The 15314-nt window shown below is 42.3% G+C and carries 15 protein-coding genes; 1 reads left to right on the top strand and 14 read right to left on the bottom strand.

All coding sequences use genetic code 11. The annotated features are described in order from the left end of the window. Positions 1-28: 28 nt before the first annotated feature. The 8 genes from IPH92_05275 to IPH92_05240 all read right to left on the bottom strand — a co-directional run bounded on the left by IPH92_05275 (position 29) and on the right by IPH92_05240 (position 8014). Positions 29-1606: a hypothetical protein gene (locus IPH92_05275; protein QQR64931.1), complete on the bottom strand. Its 1578-nt coding sequence runs from the start codon at positions 1604-1606 to the stop codon at positions 29-31. Next, on the bottom strand, positions 1603-2364 hold the full coding sequence (locus IPH92_05270) for an FkbM family methyltransferase (protein QQR64930.1): 762 nt from the start codon (positions 2362-2364) through the stop codon (positions 1603-1605). Before IPH92_05270 ends, IPH92_05275 begins: the two co-directional genes overlap by 4 nt. After that, entirely contained in the window at positions 2357-3301 is a 945-nt protein-coding gene (locus IPH92_05265; protein QQR64929.1) for a phosphoglycerate dehydrogenase, read from the bottom strand. Before IPH92_05265 ends, IPH92_05270 begins: the two co-directional genes overlap by 8 nt. A gap of 104 nt (positions 3302-3405) precedes the next feature. Continuing rightward, the gene (locus IPH92_05260) at positions 3406-3795 is read right to left on the bottom strand and encodes a hypothetical protein (protein QQR64928.1); all 390 of its coding nucleotides are present in this window, start codon (positions 3793-3795) and stop codon (positions 3406-3408) included. 138 nt (positions 3796-3933) lie between these two features. Next, positions 3934-4824: an SMP-30/gluconolactonase/LRE family protein gene (locus IPH92_05255; GenBank protein ID QQR64927.1), complete on the bottom strand. Its 891-nt coding sequence runs from the start codon at positions 4822-4824 to the stop codon at positions 3934-3936. After that, positions 4821-6668, bottom strand: coding sequence for a glycosyltransferase (locus tag IPH92_05250; GenBank protein ID QQR64926.1), 1848 nt, complete (start codon positions 6666-6668; stop codon positions 4821-4823). Before IPH92_05250 ends, IPH92_05255 begins: the two co-directional genes overlap by 4 nt. Further along, positions 6661-7443, bottom strand: a complete 783-nt coding sequence (kdsB, locus tag IPH92_05245) for a 3-deoxy-manno-octulosonate cytidylyltransferase (GenBank protein QQR64925.1) — start codon at positions 7441-7443, stop codon at positions 6661-6663. Before kdsB ends, IPH92_05250 begins: the two co-directional genes overlap by 8 nt. Positions 7444-7453: 10 nt before the next feature. Further along, entirely contained in the window at positions 7454-8014 is a 561-nt protein-coding gene (locus IPH92_05240; protein ID QQR64924.1) for a hypothetical protein, read from the bottom strand. Between the two features lie 180 nt (positions 8015-8194). Here IPH92_05240 and IPH92_05235 point away from each other — a divergent pair, with 180 nt between their 5' ends. Then, positions 8195-9463: a methyltransferase domain-containing protein gene (locus tag IPH92_05235; GenBank protein QQR64923.1), complete on the top strand. Its 1269-nt coding sequence runs from the start codon at positions 8195-8197 to the stop codon at positions 9461-9463. A gap of 2 nt (positions 9464-9465) precedes the next feature. On the opposite strand, the gene IPH92_05230 is transcribed toward IPH92_05235, so the two are convergent. From IPH92_05230 to IPH92_05205, 6 genes are read right to left on the bottom strand one after another with little or no spacing between them, the layout of a single operon-like run. Continuing rightward, positions 9466-10491, bottom strand: coding sequence for a GDP-mannose 4,6-dehydratase (locus IPH92_05230; protein QQR64922.1), 1026 nt, complete (start codon positions 10489-10491; stop codon positions 9466-9468). Beyond that, a complete protein-coding gene (locus IPH92_05225; GenBank protein QQR64921.1) occupies positions 10475-10864 on the bottom strand; it encodes a hypothetical protein in 390 nt (129 codons plus the stop codon). The genes IPH92_05230 and IPH92_05225 overlap by 17 nt, the downstream gene beginning before the upstream one ends. 56 nt (positions 10865-10920) lie before the next feature. Further along, positions 10921-11967, bottom strand: a complete 1047-nt coding sequence (gmd, locus tag IPH92_05220; GenBank protein QQR64920.1) for a GDP-mannose 4,6-dehydratase — start codon at positions 11965-11967, stop codon at positions 10921-10923. 37 nt (positions 11968-12004) lie between these two features. Continuing rightward, the gene (locus tag IPH92_05215) at positions 12005-13111 is read right to left on the bottom strand and encodes a glycosyltransferase family 9 protein (GenBank protein QQR64919.1); all 1107 of its coding nucleotides are present in this window, start codon (positions 13109-13111) and stop codon (positions 12005-12007) included. Positions 13112-13166: 55 nt separating this feature from the next. Then, a complete protein-coding gene (locus IPH92_05210) occupies positions 13167-14201 on the bottom strand; it encodes a GDP-mannose 4,6-dehydratase (protein ID QQR64918.1) in 1035 nt (344 codons plus the stop codon). 16 nt (positions 14202-14217) lie between these two features. Beyond that, a complete protein-coding gene (locus IPH92_05205; GenBank protein ID QQR64917.1) occupies positions 14218-15312 on the bottom strand; it encodes a glycosyltransferase family 4 protein in 1095 nt (364 codons plus the stop codon). Positions 15313-15314: the final 2 nt, after the last annotated feature.

The following is a 15314-nucleotide window of genomic DNA, read 5'->3' as shown; positions in this document are numbered from 1 at the left end:
TATATCATTTTATTAAGGGATTTCGGTATTATTTAATTAATGTTTTTTCAATTTCTTCTATTGCCCATGCACTTCCATTTTGATATGGGTTACCAAAAAATCTGTTTTGCAAGTCTCTCAAAGTCTCCTCTGAAACGTCGGTGCTCTGCTTCACTCTTTGTATGAGCCCCTCGGGATTTTCTGCAATAAACGTATGCTCGGTATCATACTCTTTTAAATCAAAATAATCTCCCCACTTCGGACGGAAAACTATAGAGAGTGATATACCTTTATCTTCAATAAGTGCTTTGAGATACGGAAGCACTTCTTCAGGAACAGCAAGTTGTTCTGAGACCAACAAAACGTTAATTGGGCCCGATGGTAATTTTTTTGAATAAGCTACTGCTTCATTTTGCATGAGTGGTCGCATTGGCCCTGACACATACAACTGCTCTTTTTGGTACACTCGGCTATGGGCAGTATAGTACTCCTTCCACCACTCACTCCACACTCCATACTTGTCAACCGAGAGTACCTTGTCTCCGTCATACGTAGGCATAAAGTCATATACATTATAGTGTTGTGAGGCGACTCCGTGCAAAATTCCAATGATAGGGATTTTGTTTAATTTACACGCCAAGACTGTTTGAAAATTTCTCCCCATAGCAGCCACAATAAGTGCTGACTTAACCCCCGTAACACGGAGGTATACCTTCATAATCCGTATCGCCCATACATCATCGTACACACACAAAAGATATTGTGTCGCGAGGCTTAATTTAAATTGTTTTTCTGAATCATACCCACCTACGGTGCTATAGTTTTTGAAAAGACGTTTTGCTCGGAGACGACCCCCTGTTGCATAACTGATGAAACGAGCAATAAACAAAATTGCATCTGTATACACAACAGGTCTCTTTCGACGAAAGGCATGCGTAATAACTGTGGACCACGATTCAATACTTCGAATATATTCGACAAAGGAAAGATTTTTTGCACGAAGGGCTTCATAGATAAAGCCCATTCTAAAGTGATAATCTTTAGACCCATGAAATTCATCGCTAATGTACACCATGATTGGCCGTCTCTGTATGATAAGTACCGGTAAAAAAAGAAACGTGAGCATTATTTGGCAAAAAACTCCTACGGGTAAAAATGAGGGGCTTTTTATTTTTCGTTCTTTAATAATTTTAAAGTTTTTACGATACGCAGTCATAAAAGACTCAAAAAGTCTCGGGTATGGAGGGTTATACAAATGGATATCGTCATAGATGACGAGATGTTCAAGCAATCTTTTGTATTGAGAATATGGGAGACAGTACAAAAAATAGAGTGTATCGTAATTCATCCACCATAACTCATATCCTTTATATATGAATGATTTTGAAACACGAGTACCGTCATGAAACGTAAGAGTAGAAAGTTCTTGCACAAGTGTATTTGCAGTATAAATACTTCCCGCCTCAACGTACTCCTCGAGCGCGAGATAGGTATACCCAAGCAATGTGATTTCGTCTTTGAGTTCAGCAGGAGCAATAACAACCTCGTAGTGAGCAGTATTTTTAAAAAAATTTCTCTCTTTTTCTGAGAATGTTTTTTTAAAGATTACGAGGGCTGTTTTTTTCATGCAGCTACGTTATATGCACAGGTATCAACGCCATGGATAAAATACTTGTACCCGTGCGCTGTAAGTAATTCCCTACTCGCTGATAAATCTTCGGCACTGAGCAAGCAGTGTTCATAATTAATGATATCGGGTGCAAAGCGGTCAAATTCCAGTTGTGTGAGTATCGTGTAATCTGCACCTTGGCAATCAGTAAGTAGAAAATCAATATGGTCTATTTTAAACTCACGAAGGAGCGTCGGAAGTGTCTTCACCATTACCTGCGTTTCTTGTATATAGTCATCAGGATTATTGGAAATATGTTTAAGAATTCCCGTATTTTTGGGCGGAAGCCTATTCATAACATTTCCGACAATTTGCTCTCTGAAAAAAGAGGATCCGCTCGATGCCTTATACTCTTTCCCTGGCATAACCAACTCAGGCTTGATTCTATAAAAAGGCATCTGACCATCTTTTTCTCCTACCGCGACATTTGCGAACTGCAGGTTTTTATTTCCTTTGTAATTTTCCTTTAGTGCATTAAATATATCAGGCTGTGGCTCTACGAGAAGCCCCGGGAGCTGATACTTCAGTATGTATGTATAGAGTGAATCATGTGTCTTCCCATCATTGGCGCCGATTTGTACTACAAAAGGTCGCTTCGTTCTAAAATATGATTCAAAAAAATTATCTCGCGTAATCTCATTCGGAATAATTTTTTTTAAACCAAATCGTTCAAGAAATCGTTCTTGTGAAGTAAAGATGTAGGGAATTTTAAGCATTGTATGATTTATGTAACGCTTCATCCATCATCTTGAGAGAATTGATATGTATTTTATCCCAACACGATGGACTACTGTTTGTATTATGGCATGACCCTGTGACTGCATCCATTGATCGTAAAGGATTATCGAGAGAAAGTGGCTCGTGCTCAAAAACATCGATTCCCACTCCTGCTATCACACCATTCTGTAGTGCCAAAATAAGGTCGCTTTCTTTAATAAGAGGACCGCGAGCCGTATTTATAATGTATGGCTTCTTTTTCATTTTAAGAAATGTTTCGGTATTCAAAAGATACTGACTTGTGGAATTGAGATCACAGTGAAGGGTGATGATATCGCATGTTTCGTATATCTCATCTTTGGATGCATACGTCACATTGAGTGATTTGAGCAATTCCGTAGGAGGCTCGTGTATATCGTTTACCAAAACCTTTGGACCAAACGGAATAAGTTTTTTTGCTACTGCTTGCCCTATATCGCCAAAACCTATTATGCCAACAATTTTCTCACGCACCATATATCCCTGTGGCTTATCCCACCCACCACTTTTTACCACTCGGTCGTTTCGTACAATACCTCTCACCTCATTGAGAATGAGTCCAAGTGTCGTGTCGGAAACAGGTTCGGTAAATGCGTTCGGAGTTCGACATACCTGTATTCCTTTTGACTCAGCATATTCCTTATCTATCGAATCAATCCCCGTTCCCCACTTAACGATAACTTTTAAATGCAATGCGGCATCAATGACCTTTTTTGTAATTCTATCGTCACCACAGAGGATACCGTCATACGCTTCAATGATTGGGAGTAGGTCTGCTTCCTCAAGTCGCTCCTCTACAGAAGCCCATGTTACATCAAAATCATACTCCTTGAGCATCTCGGTGACTTTCTCTTTCTCTCGGTGCATGTACGGCGCGGATATGAGTATTTTTTTCATATGTATTCTAACCTTATTTTCCCATACATAGTTACACATCTCACCGCATTATCAAAATTAAAACCACCCGGTGTTTTGGGTGGTTCAAAGATGCGTCAAGCGTATTAGTCGAGAGCAGGAGGTTCCTTTGGAAGATACACGACCCAGTAAATGGTCAAGACAGCAAACCGAGAAAAGGTCTTCCCTGGCGACAGTTCTTCCTTAAGGTAACGTTCTATGAACTCCTTATTTCGTGGGACAGCAGATCCACCCAAATAGTTGAGGTCACTATTCTTTATATCAAGGAGTCGCGTAACCGTCCGACGGACAACTTTGACGGCAATTCCTTCATCCCGTTCAAACTGTGGAGCGATTCCGTTTACTTGATCGCCAGGAACGGCAATGCAGTACACAGGAATCGATTCAAACAACGGCAACCACTGCATTGGTGTCCTGACAGGGTCAGAACGGTCTCCTTCCCGAATAATGACCGTTAAATGACCTTCTTTTGCCATTTTCGCCTCTGTGCCCTTCACCCAAATTGCGCGTTCGCCGTACACATGCTTATTTGTTCTCACAGCATCCTCCTGTAAATATCAATGAAACGAAATGTGCTTCGTTTGGATTAAAACACACAATTTAGAAAATTTCAACTATTTTCCACCTTTGTATGTATGGGCAAAGCGCCCTGTTGTATCAGTTTCAACTGCAAAAATACTACCCGCATACGGTTCATTCTTTTCCTCTTCTGGGGTAAGTCCTTGTCGTGCGGTCGTAATAAAAAGTATGTTCATGTCTTTTCCACCAAATGTACACGAAGTAACATGTGTAACATCTGGAACTTGTACTTCAGCAAGTCTTTCTCCGTTGTCTGGATTAATGCGAACCACCTTTCCCCCACCCCAAAGTGCAACCCATACCATTCCTTCAGAATCGACACACATACCGTCTGGGGTACCTTCGGCTTCATCAATCGTCACTATGGTGCGCGGGTGCGTGATGGCACCACTATCTTTATCGTACTCATATGCGACAACCTGTTGACTCTGCGAATCAATATAATACATAGTATCCTCATTCGCATTCCATCCAATACCGTTTGATATTCCTACACCACTCTGTTTTTCTGTAACTGAAAAATCATGCTCAAGGCAAAATAATCTCCCCGCATCAGGAGTACCATCTTCAGCTAAAGTCCCCGCCCAAAGACGACCATACGGATCACACTTTCCATCATTAAACCGTATACTTTTATTTGTATGCTCAACGGTCGCAAGCATTTCAAGGGTATTTGTTTCTGTATCGTACCGAGCAAAGCCGTTTTTCACTGCAAGTATGAGGTGCCCCTCTTTGTCGAGGACTACTGCTCCGACAGGAGTACCTATAGAAAATATCTCATCTTGTTTCGTTCCCGGGTTGAATTTGTGTACCTGCCCTCCTACAATATCAACCCACCAAAGTACACCTCTTTTCTCATCCCATAGTGGACCTTCTCCGAGTACCGCAGAGCTCATATATACCAACTCAGCAATATATGTCTTCATGGCTGCAAAATGATTTTGAGGTGTGCGAAGGTCTTATGCGTAGTCCATGCTTTTTGAAAATCTTGGAGTGGCATAATTACTTCAGTAAAATGTTTCATATCGAGTTTTGGTAAAAGTTCGAGCGCTCTATCAAAATCAACATCATCAGCACCCACCGAGCCCACAATCACTTTTTCCTTTCCAACAAAGTCCTCAAAGTTGTATTGCATATCACCATACGGAAACCCGAGGAGGAGGAGTGTTGCATCAACATGACTCTCTTTGAGAACTTGCTCCAGCGCTTGTTTGGAACCACTCGCTTCAACAATGACGTCAAAATCTCCTATACCGGTAAGTGCCGTCGACGTGTGATGTACATTTTCACCCGCCATACGCAGTCGCTGTGCATCCCTATCAAAGAGGGTCACTCTGTGTCCGTGAAGTGAAAGTACTTGTGTACAGAGGTTACCAATCTGACCAGCGCCGACTACTGCAATTTTTGAATTGCCTGATATGCGTGATTCGATACGACGGAGTGCACGCAACACAACCGCGAGTGGCTCCGCGAGCACTGCAGTTTTTGAGTCCATTCCCTCGGGAATTTTATGGAGCGAGTCACCTGGCACCACGACATACTGACTATACGCACCATTTACATTAATAACACCTACTTCCTGCCTATGTGCGTCATCACGTGAAAGAATACATTCCCCCACAATTCTTTGACCGATTTTGAATCGTTCTTGAAATTTATTATTTGATCCAATACGCACTATTGTGCCTGCAAACTCATGCCCAGGAATAATAGGGTACGCAGCAACACCATCTCGGTAGTAGCCGAGTGTGCCCTCATGTACTTCTAAATCAGTACGACAAACCCCAACATAGTCTACCTTTACGAGTACGTCCCCTGGCTTCATGTCGGGCAATGCAGTCTCCTCAAGTTCTGCCTTATGCGGACCTTTAATAACAACGGACCAATTTTGTACAGGAAAAAAAGCGCTATTTCGCTCTCTTTCTAGATCAATACCTTTACCTTGACTCCATCCTAATCGACTTCCCTTCCACTGGTAATAACGAAACTTAATGATTTCTTTAAGTCGTGTGTCTGTATAATTTGGGAAAGAATAGACAAGGTCAAGGAAAAAATAAATAAATAACCAAACAACACCGAGTTTTGCTTGTGGTGGTCTTGCAAGACCAATACGCACAGCAGCAATGGCCTCTCTTCGATACCGATTGAGCACCTGGTACCACTGCTCATCATGAATATGATATACCGAGGCTTTTGGTTCATACCGGACGAGATACCCCTTCTCCGTCATCTTTCGTGCCCAATCTATATCCTCTAATCCAAAAAGATACTCATCAAAGGGCGTTTCTTCCCAGAGAGATTTTTTAATTGCAGCGTTTGCGTTATTAGCATAGGTAAGTAAGGCATTATCACTTGAGGGAGCCGTACCGAAGATACGCATAAAGTCCATCCGTTCAGAAAACTTTGATGCGTCGTTTCCCTGCTGTCGTCCATACACCATCCCGACCCTCTCATCTTTGAGCGATGTAGTGAGTTGTGAAAGCCACTCAGTATCAACAGGAAGTACGTGCGCCGAAGCGAAGACAAGATACTTTCCCACACTTGCTTTGCAACCAACATTGAGTGAATACCCAAAGGTAAAATCACGACTTTCAATTTTTATAATCTGCACACCACGCTCCTTTGCAATCTCAAGAGTTTTGTCCGTGGAGCCTGAGTCCACAACAATAATTTCCCAATCCGTATATGACTGTTTTTTTATTGCATCAAGAAGATTTCCGAGATGTTTCTCTTCATTGAAGGTTCTAATGATGATACTTGTTTCAACCATACTTCTCCATCAGCATATCATTCTGCATATACTCTTCAACTCGCTTCAAATCTTCCGGTGTATCCACACAGTATGTCTCAAACTCCTCATACACCATCTTCACTTTATGGCCATATTCCAAAACTCGATTCATATCAATCGACTCAACCTCTTCAAGTGGTGTAGGCGCCCATGAACTATATTCAATGAGAAATTCACGGGTAAAAGGAATCACACAGACTTGCTTATACATAGGTACTGGTCCCCCTTTCCATTTTTTTGTTGAAGGAATTGGCTCACGAGAAAAATATAATGCATTGCTATTTTTATCGACAACAACCTTTGGACAGTTTGGATCAACAAACTCTGCCTCGGTTTTAATGGATGCCATTAAATTTACCACTTTCGTTGTAACATCATCATGAAAAGGCTGTACTGAGAGATCAATCATCTCGGGAACAAGCATCGGCTCGTCCCCCTGAATCATCACTACGATGTCTACAATTTCTCCTGTAGATTTCTCAATCTTTTCTACCGCTTCTGCTGCTCTATCTGATGCACGCTCATGGGTATCTTTTGTCATAATGACTTTTGCCCCAATACTCTCACCATACGCTTTAATCTCCTCATCACACGTGGCAATGTATACCTCACTCAACACCCCACTCATCTTCGCCCTATAATACACATGCGCAATCATAGGAAGCCCAAGAATCTTCTCAAGTGGCTTCCCTGGGAAGCGAGACGACCCCATACGCGCAGGGATTATGCCAATGATGTTTTTTTTACGTTCCATATCAGAATAACTATCTCAAGACGAATAATCCATCTACCACTGTAGCGGTGTAGCCATGTTTTTTAGCGAGACTCTTTATAACCCCAATAGTATGGCGGTCGAAGTGTCGGACGTCATCGATGATGATGACGTGCCCTTGAATACTGTGAGAAAAAATAGCATGAAGTTCTTTTTCCACCGGACAGTGTAATGGGTTTTTAACCGTCATTTTACCCGCTCCATGTGCATCAAGCCAAAAGAGTGCTGGTTCTGTTAACAGAGCAACTACCTTGGTAAGTTCTACACCACTATCTCCATGAATAAAAACGATATCATTCCTTTGTGAGAATTTTTTGCACGCATCAGTATAGAGTTTCTTATCATATTCTATGGAGTAGATTTTTTTAAACCTATCCCCAACCATCTCAATCATAGCCCCATATTCAGTGCCCGTTTCGACAAAAATACTCATTTCTGGTTTTGCCTGTTTCAAAAGAATCGCCGCTTTTGCTTCTGGAGTTATTTTGACGCCAAGAGCGGGGTTACAAATCTGCGCTGCAGCAAGTCCCTTTTTAATTACTTGTTTAATCATATGTGTTATCTCGTATAAAACTTTATATAATTCTCTAAAGTTTTAATGTACGCTATTTCAATAAATTCAAATTTGTGTTCTAGTATATACCTTTTAACATAATTTTCTATGGTAAAATCATGTGTTCAATACGTACGGAACAATCTTGTCCCTTAATGTCTAGCACGTTATAATCCTACCATGTCTAATCAAATTCCTGAGCGAAGTACCTGTCGTATCTCGGGCGAACCGCTCGTAGAGCTTTTCACGTTGGGTGAACTACATATATCAGACTTTATCGACCAAGATGCAGAGCCACGACTCACTCCTGTCGAGCTTAAGCTCATGCTGGCACCAAAGTCTGGCCTTGTGCAACTTGCGCATACTGCGGACTTTGATGAAATGTACCGCGAGTATTGGTATCGCTCGGGCACCAATAACACCATGCGCAATGAACTCAAAGAAATCGCAGAGCGAGCAACAAAACTCATTCGCCCGACCGCAGGCGACGTATGGCTCGATATCGGCTGTAACGACGGCACACTTCTTTCAAACGTCGACCCTTCCGTAACTCGCATTGGATTTGATCCTGCACTCAACACATTCCTTGAGGCAGAGTCAAAGAAGCATGCAGATACTATCGTCGCTGACTACTTTACCGCCGAAAAATTTAAAGCCACAGGACATAAGCGGGCCAAGGTAATCACCTCAATCGCAATGTTTTACGACTTGGAAGATCCTCATGCATTTGTAAACGACATTAGCGCAGCGCTCGATGATGAAGGGCTCTGGATAATTCAAATGAGTTATCTCCCCCTTATGCTCAAACAACTTGCTTTCGATAACATCTGCCATGAACATCTTGAGTACTACAGTCTCGAATCCCTCACCTACCTCCTCGACCAACACGACTTTTCAGTCGTTGACTGTGAGTTAAATGATATCAATGGAGGAAGTTTCAGAATCTATATCCGAAAGAAAAATGCGACCGCATCTCTTTTTGCCACCTCACCCTATCGAGACGTTGCTGAAATGCGGGTAGAGGGTATTCGTGCACTCGAGGAGCAAATGAACCTCAAAGATCCACAGACGTATCTCTCCTTCTTTGATAAAATCCAAGAACTGAAAAAACAAACAATGGAGTTTATCCTAAAGGTGCGGGCAGAGGGAAAAACGGTGTGGGGGTATGGAGCCTCAACAAAAGGCAATACCCTGCTCCAATGGTACGGGCTCAATAATTCGCATATAGACGGTATCGCAGAACGCTCTGAAATAAAATATGGAAAGAAAACCGCAGGTTCAAATATTCCTATCTTTTCTGAAGATGAAGCACGCAGCAAGAAACCTGATTACATGCTTGTCCTTCCATGGCATTTCATTCATGAATTTAAAATTCGAGAAGCAGACTATCTAAAAAACGGCGGTGCATTTATCGTACCCTGTCCAAAATTTGAAATTGTAACGTTTTGAGGTTATTGCAATTTTTCAAGTTCTGCCTCAACCATCCGTGTAACCAATTCCTCAAAAGAAACTTTGGGTGACCATCCGGTAACCTCCCGAATTTTAGTGGTATCTGATACCACAGGATTATCATCACGCTGATAGAACCGCTCATCCACAGCGACACGAAGGTTTCCCTTCGTGTCGTAGGCTTTTGCATCGACACCAGTTCCCTCCCAAGTTAATTTTATATCGGTAACCCTAAACGCCACATCAATAAAATCCTGCACCGTATGGAGTTCTCCTGAACCGATAACAAAATCATCGGGTGATTCAAGGCAAAGGATGGCGTGCATCGCAACAGCAAAATCTCCTGCATAACTCCAATCCCTTTTTGCACCGACATTTCCCACATACAAAACCTCCTCTTTACCCGATGCAATACGCGCGACACTCTGTGCAATCTTTCCGGTAACAAAACGTTCACCTCTCCGTGGAGATTCGTGATTGCATAAAAACCCTGACGCAATAAAAAATCCTTTGTTTCGGTATGGAAGTACCACTTCCTCGTATGACGCACGTTTTGCCCTGTCATACGCATTTTGAGACTCCATAAGAGTTGATTCCTCTGTGATTACTCCTTCTGTATCGGGGGTAAGTATTCTTGAAGAAAGTGCTTGAAATATGCGCACGTCGGAGTTGGTACCTGTACTGTGTTCGACAAGGTTTCGGACCGCATGAAAATTAACGTCCATCGTGAGTTCTGGATGCTCTCGTGCAGTTTTTAAATCAGAAATAGCGGCGAGGTTATAAATCTCATCGGGAGCAAATGCATCAATCTTTGATGCAAATGAATTAAGGTCCGAAAGGCTGCCGACACAGAGAGTGAAATGGGGGTGCGCGGTAAGTAGTTGGAAGATAGCGCTCTGTGCATCCACATCATCTCTATGCACCAAGCCGAGCACCTCATAACCCTCTCTGAGCAGGTGTTCAGAAAGATATGATCCATCTTGACCAAACGCACCCGTGATACAGGCTCGTCTACATTTTTTGTTCATACTTCGGGTGTGACTTTTCCTCCATGATTCCTGACCCAAGCAGTTCATTGATTGCCCGCTTCACCCGCGCACGCTCATCATTATTAAAATGCGAGCCACGGGACGCTTTAAGAAAGAGTGCGTCTTCATTCCAAAACTGCCGAACATCATTCTCCGTATCCCAAATTTTCTTATTGGCAGTTCTTAATTCAGTATGGAGCACTTCAAGTGCTTCCGAACTAGGAATTTCCCGATTAAGCACCTCCGTGAGAAGCGAGAGTTCTTTTTTTATATTCTCAATTTTTGCTACATCAGTAATCTCACTCAGTTTAATTTCCAAAATAGTAATCTTATCGATGAGTTCCCCCGGTGAGCACGGAATGAGTATCTGCATATTCTTTACGTAGTTATGTGCATATTGCTAATAGATTTTTAGTTATGCAAAGAATATCAATTTTGCATGTTGACTTGTTTTTTAAGCTCTTCAAACTTTGCATCATTCAGGTCTGATGCAACCATCATATCTACAAGTTCCTGAAAAGATGTTTTTGGGGTCCAACCTAATTTCTCTTTTGCTTTCGAGGCGTCACCAAGGAGGTAGTCTACTTCTGCAGGTCGATAAAACTTCTCTGAGATACGCACAATGACATTTCCCTGTGCGTCTTTTCCTACCTCCTTAACTCCTTCGCCTTCCCATGCTATATCCATATGAAGAGCCTTTGCTGTTGCTTCAACAAAATCACGAACTGAACGAGATTCTCCCGTTGCAATGACATAGTCGTCAGGTATCTCTTGCTGAAGCATAAGCCACATCATCTCCACATAATCGCCTGCAAATCCCCAATCACGTTTTGATTCAAGATTCCCAAGGGTAACATGTGTCTGAAGCCCCAGTTTCACTTTTGCAAGCGAGTGGGTAATTTTTCGTGTCACAAAGTGCTTCCCTCTTCGTGGTGATTCGTGATTGAAAAGGATACCTGAAGATATGTGCATACCATGATTGTCTCTGTACCCAACAACGTACTCTTCATGTGCTTTGAGTTTTGCTTCGGCATACGGGCTCACGGGCTGAAACAGTGCTGATTCACTTTGCGGTGGATTCGTCTTACCAAACATTTCACTGGTGGATGCTTGGTATATACGAATGTTTTTATTATGTTCGAATGCCGCTTTTACAACATTTCCCACTCCTTCATAGTTTATCGCAAACGCTTCTTCAGGGCACATAAAAGAAATCCCTACATCTGATTGTGCTGCGAGATTGTATATTTCATCAGGAGAAACCTTTGTGATGATTCGCTTAATGGCTTCATAATCTCGTAAATCTCCCATATGGAGAGTGACCTTCCCTTCAAACACGATATCCTGGATTCGAATCAACGGTTCCGTACTGCATCTTCGCATAACACCGTGCACTTCATATCCTTTGTCCAACAAAAATTCAGCTAAATATGAGCCGTCTTGTCCTGTAATTCCTGTAATTAATGCCTTTTTCATAGCGTCAAATGTATCATAAGAAATAATAAATTTAAAATCAGTATCGTTTCTGTACGAGAGAAATAATCAATTCATCCACAACACGCTCTACGTCCTCATAGGTAACTTGTGCAATCTGTTCTAATGCATCATTTTGGATTTCAGGTTGGCGCTCTAGATTCCATGCAGCGAGTACCGGAGCCCCTCTTCCCGTACTCTTTGCCAAACGATGTTTTGGACCTGTGGGTGGGTGCTCACTTTCATCGGTAGGACCCACGATGGTGACCGTAGCCTTATCAAATGCTTCAGCAATATAGATTGGGGCGCTATCATTTGCAACAATCAAATCAATATGCGACATAAATGCTTTGAGTTCATCAATAGAGTGATGAAGACATGAGACAATCTGTGTCTTTCGACTGAGTGCAAGAGACATCTGCTTGAATTCTTCTGTGTCACCTGGCCCTCCCACTATAAATATAGGTTTCCCATATTTTGCATAGAGATAATCTGCAAGCCGGGCAAATCTATCTGCAGGCCACTGCTTCTCTTTGGTACCTGCTCCGGGGGCAAGTGCAATGATGAAATCTACTCTGGGGGTAACATGATTTTCTTTTAGAAACTCCAAGATAGCGGCGTCCGCCTCCTCCGAAAAGAAAAGGTGTTTTCGTACATCCGTCGAGACTATGCCGAGAGGACTGAGCAGTCTTAAGTTTTCGGTAGCAAAGTTCGCTCCTGCAGTAAATGGAATCTGGAGACAGAGGTGCTTGAGTATTTTATATGTTTTTGTTTCTGCAGATGCAACGGGTGCAGAAAAAGTTGCAATGGCAGGAACACCCGCAAGGTAAAAAATGGCGAGCTCGAGTACTGAGGGGTTGAGGAGGTATGCGTAGTCGAGCTTGAGTGAACGCACTTCTTTAAAGAGTGCGCGTACTGTCTGTGGGCATTCAATGTACGTGTGCACGTCGGGGTTATACCTGAGGGTATCAGCATTTCGCTTGCGCCCAATAACATACATTTCACTCTCTGGCTTTGCGTTTTTCAGTGCTCGAAATACAGGCGTACAGAAAACCATATCACCCACATTTCCGGTGAGGTAGATGATTCCTACCCTTTTAGTATCCTTTTTTACCCGCGTTGCTTTTCCACGAAATGGGAAAAACAATACTGACAGTATAAATAAGACGAGTATTCGTAAACGTGTACTGTGGACCATTATTTTATAGTTTATATTCTCGCGCTACTAAAAGTTGATCTGCGGTAACCATTTCTGTTACGAGACTCTCAAAGGTGTGACGTGGTTTCCACCCGAGTTGTGTGTATGCTTTCGCTGGGTCACCCTGAATAAAATTTACTTCCTGAGGACGATAAAACTCAGGATTTACTTTTACAACTACGTTCCCTGTCTTTTTGTTTCGCCCTACTTCAGACTCAGCCTCCCCTTCCCATGCAATCTCAATATTAAAATACAAAGCCGCAATAGTTACAAAATCTCGTACCGAGTGTGACACACCACTCGCAATGACATAATCATCGGGCACGTCTTGTTGCAACATGAGATACATCGCTTCAATATAATCCTCCGCATGCCCCCAATCACGTACCGCATTCAAATTCCCGAGTTCAAGACACTCCTCAAGCCCCGCAGCTATTTTTGCTAAGGTAAAGGTAATTTTTCGTGTGACAAAATGTCTCCCTCTTCGCGGTGATTCATGATTAAACAAAATTCCCGAGACGGCGTATATATTTTGGGATTTTCTTTTATGGACAATAAAGTCTTCATGCGCGAGCGCCTTTGACGCAGCGTACGGACTCTGGGGGTCAAACGGTGTGTGCTCATTCTGAGGAGCAGGTGAATTACCAAACATCTCACTCGTTGATGCTTGGTATATGCGCACTTTCGGATTTGCACTCACCGCTTCGTTTACCAGTCGTCCCACACCGTAATAGTTCACGTCCCAGGTATCCACAGGGTTTTTAAATGATTCAGATACAAATGACTGAGCAGCCAAATTATATACTTCGTCCGGCTTTACGTCGTGTAAAATGGTATGCAGGGATGCCAGATTCGTCAGAGAACCCTCATGCGGGATAATTTTCTTACTTCGTATCAAATCATCAACATAAATAGGTAAGTCGATGCCTGAGTGTCGAAAAAGTGCATGCACCTCATACCCCTTATCTAAAAGCAGTGGTGCAAGATAGGACCCATCTTGGCCAGTTATTCCCGTTATGAAGGCTTTCTTTGTAAGCATATGTCAGAGTACTGTACTACGTATTTTCAAGATTCGCACTCTTGCGGAGCACTCTATTCCACGCTTCTCCCGATTTTTCCCAGGTAAAAAAGGTCGACTGTTTTTTTGCGTTTTCAATAAAAAGTGCTCTATCGTACTCACCTCGCGCCACAAGAGCCATCGCAGCAGCAATCTCCCGCTCATTTTTTGGATCAACAAGCATACCCACATCTCCCAATGCTTCTTTGGTGCTCGTGGTAGAAGAGGTAATTACCATACAATTGCAACTGAGTGCCTCAAGTACGGGTAGTCCAAATCCTTCAAGAAGACTTGGAAAGACAAGTGCTGTTGCGTTTCGATACACCTCACCCAAATCTGCATCCGAAACATTCGTCTTAAAGACAATTGCGTCTTTGTATTCACTCTCCTCTATGCGTGCATCCACTTTCTCTTCATATGCACCTTTCGATTTTCTCCCCACAAGAAATAATGTATGCGGTAGTCCCGTATCAGTTTTGAAAAGAAGAAATGCATTCACGATGCCAAGAACATTCTTTCTTTCTTTTATGGGACCAATATACATAAAATATGGTTCACGATTCTGTTCAGTTTTTTCAATAATGTCACCATAAAGCGATTTGAATCCAGGATATATGACAGACACATGGTCTTTCGGTACCGAAAAAATTTCAACTAAATCTTTTTTTGACGCTTCTGAAATAGTTACCACATGCCTTGAAAGTCGCATCATCCACCCTCTCCATAATGCTAAAAAACTTCGTTGTATACGCGCAAAAAACGAGGTGTCTCCAAAGTAATAATATGCTGCATCAAAGAAAACAATAATACTCTTCCGCCATAAAAAGAGTGGGGCTGACTCGGTAAAGAACACAAACACATCACACGACGTGGAGTGCCGTATGAGATAGAGTTGGGAGTACCATACATGGGGAATATGTATTATGCGCACCCCTTCCGGTAATCCTGTTGTATCAGGATTACCTTTCACAAATACCGTAAAAGAAGATGGGGTTTTTGAAGACTCAATCAGAGAACGAGTGCTTTCAAATATATACTGCTCAAGTCCCTTTCTTGAATCACCGAATGGATGTAATACAATACCAACACGCATAT

The organism is Candidatus Kaiserbacteria bacterium (genome assembly GCA_016699245.1).
In the GTDB taxonomy this organism is placed as follows: domain Bacteria; phylum Patescibacteriota; class Minisyncoccia; order Phycocordibacterales; family UBA918; genus Damh-18.
Note: the sequence above shows the minus strand (reverse complement) of the source record. Positions and strands in the feature narration are given on the sequence as shown.

Bases quoted from the DNA above. Each gene is read 5' to 3' on its own strand.
- IPH92_05230 (QQR64922.1), bottom strand. From the start codon at position 10,491: ATGAACAAAAAATGTAGACGAGCCTGTATCACGGGTGCGTTTGGTCAA.
- IPH92_05250 (QQR64926.1), bottom strand. From the start codon at position 6,668: ATGGTTGAAACAAGTATCATCATTAGAACCTTCAATGAAGAGAAACAT.
- IPH92_05275 (QQR64931.1), bottom strand. From the start codon at position 1,606: ATGAAAAAAACAGCCCTCGTAATCTTTAAAAAAACATTCTCAGAAAAA.
- IPH92_05225 (QQR64921.1), bottom strand. From the start codon at position 10,864: ATGCAGATACTCATTCCGTGCTCACCGGGGGAACTCATCGATAAGATT.
- IPH92_05265 (QQR64929.1), bottom strand. From the start codon at position 3,301: ATGAAAAAAATACTCATATCCGCGCCGTACATGCACCGAGAGAAAGAG.
- IPH92_05270 (QQR64930.1), bottom strand. From the start codon at position 2,364: ATGCTTAAAATTCCCTACATCTTTACTTCACAAGAACGATTTCTTGAA.
- IPH92_05255 (QQR64927.1), bottom strand. From the start codon at position 4,824: ATGAAGACATATATTGCTGAGTTGGTATATATGAGCTCTGCGGTACTC.
- kdsB (QQR64925.1), bottom strand. From the start codon at position 7,443: ATGGAACGTAAAAAAAACATCATTGGCATAATCCCTGCGCGTATGGGG.
- IPH92_05260 (QQR64928.1), bottom strand. From the start codon at position 3,795: ATGGCAAAAGAAGGTCATTTAACGGTCATTATTCGGGAAGGAGACCGT.
- gmd (QQR64920.1), bottom strand. From the start codon at position 11,967: ATGAAAAAGGCATTAATTACAGGAATTACAGGACAAGACGGCTCATAT.
- IPH92_05235 (QQR64923.1), top strand. From the start codon at position 8,195: ATGTCTAATCAAATTCCTGAGCGAAGTACCTGTCGTATCTCGGGCGAA.
- IPH92_05210 (QQR64918.1), bottom strand. From the start codon at position 14,201: ATGCTTACAAAGAAAGCCTTCATAACGGGAATAACTGGCCAAGATGGG.
- IPH92_05240 (QQR64924.1), bottom strand. From the start codon at position 8,014: ATGATTAAACAAGTAATTAAAAAGGGACTTGCTGCAGCGCAGATTTGT.
- IPH92_05205 (QQR64917.1), bottom strand. From the start codon at position 15,312: ATGCGTGTTGGTATTGTATTACATCCATTCGGTGATTCAAGAAAGGGA.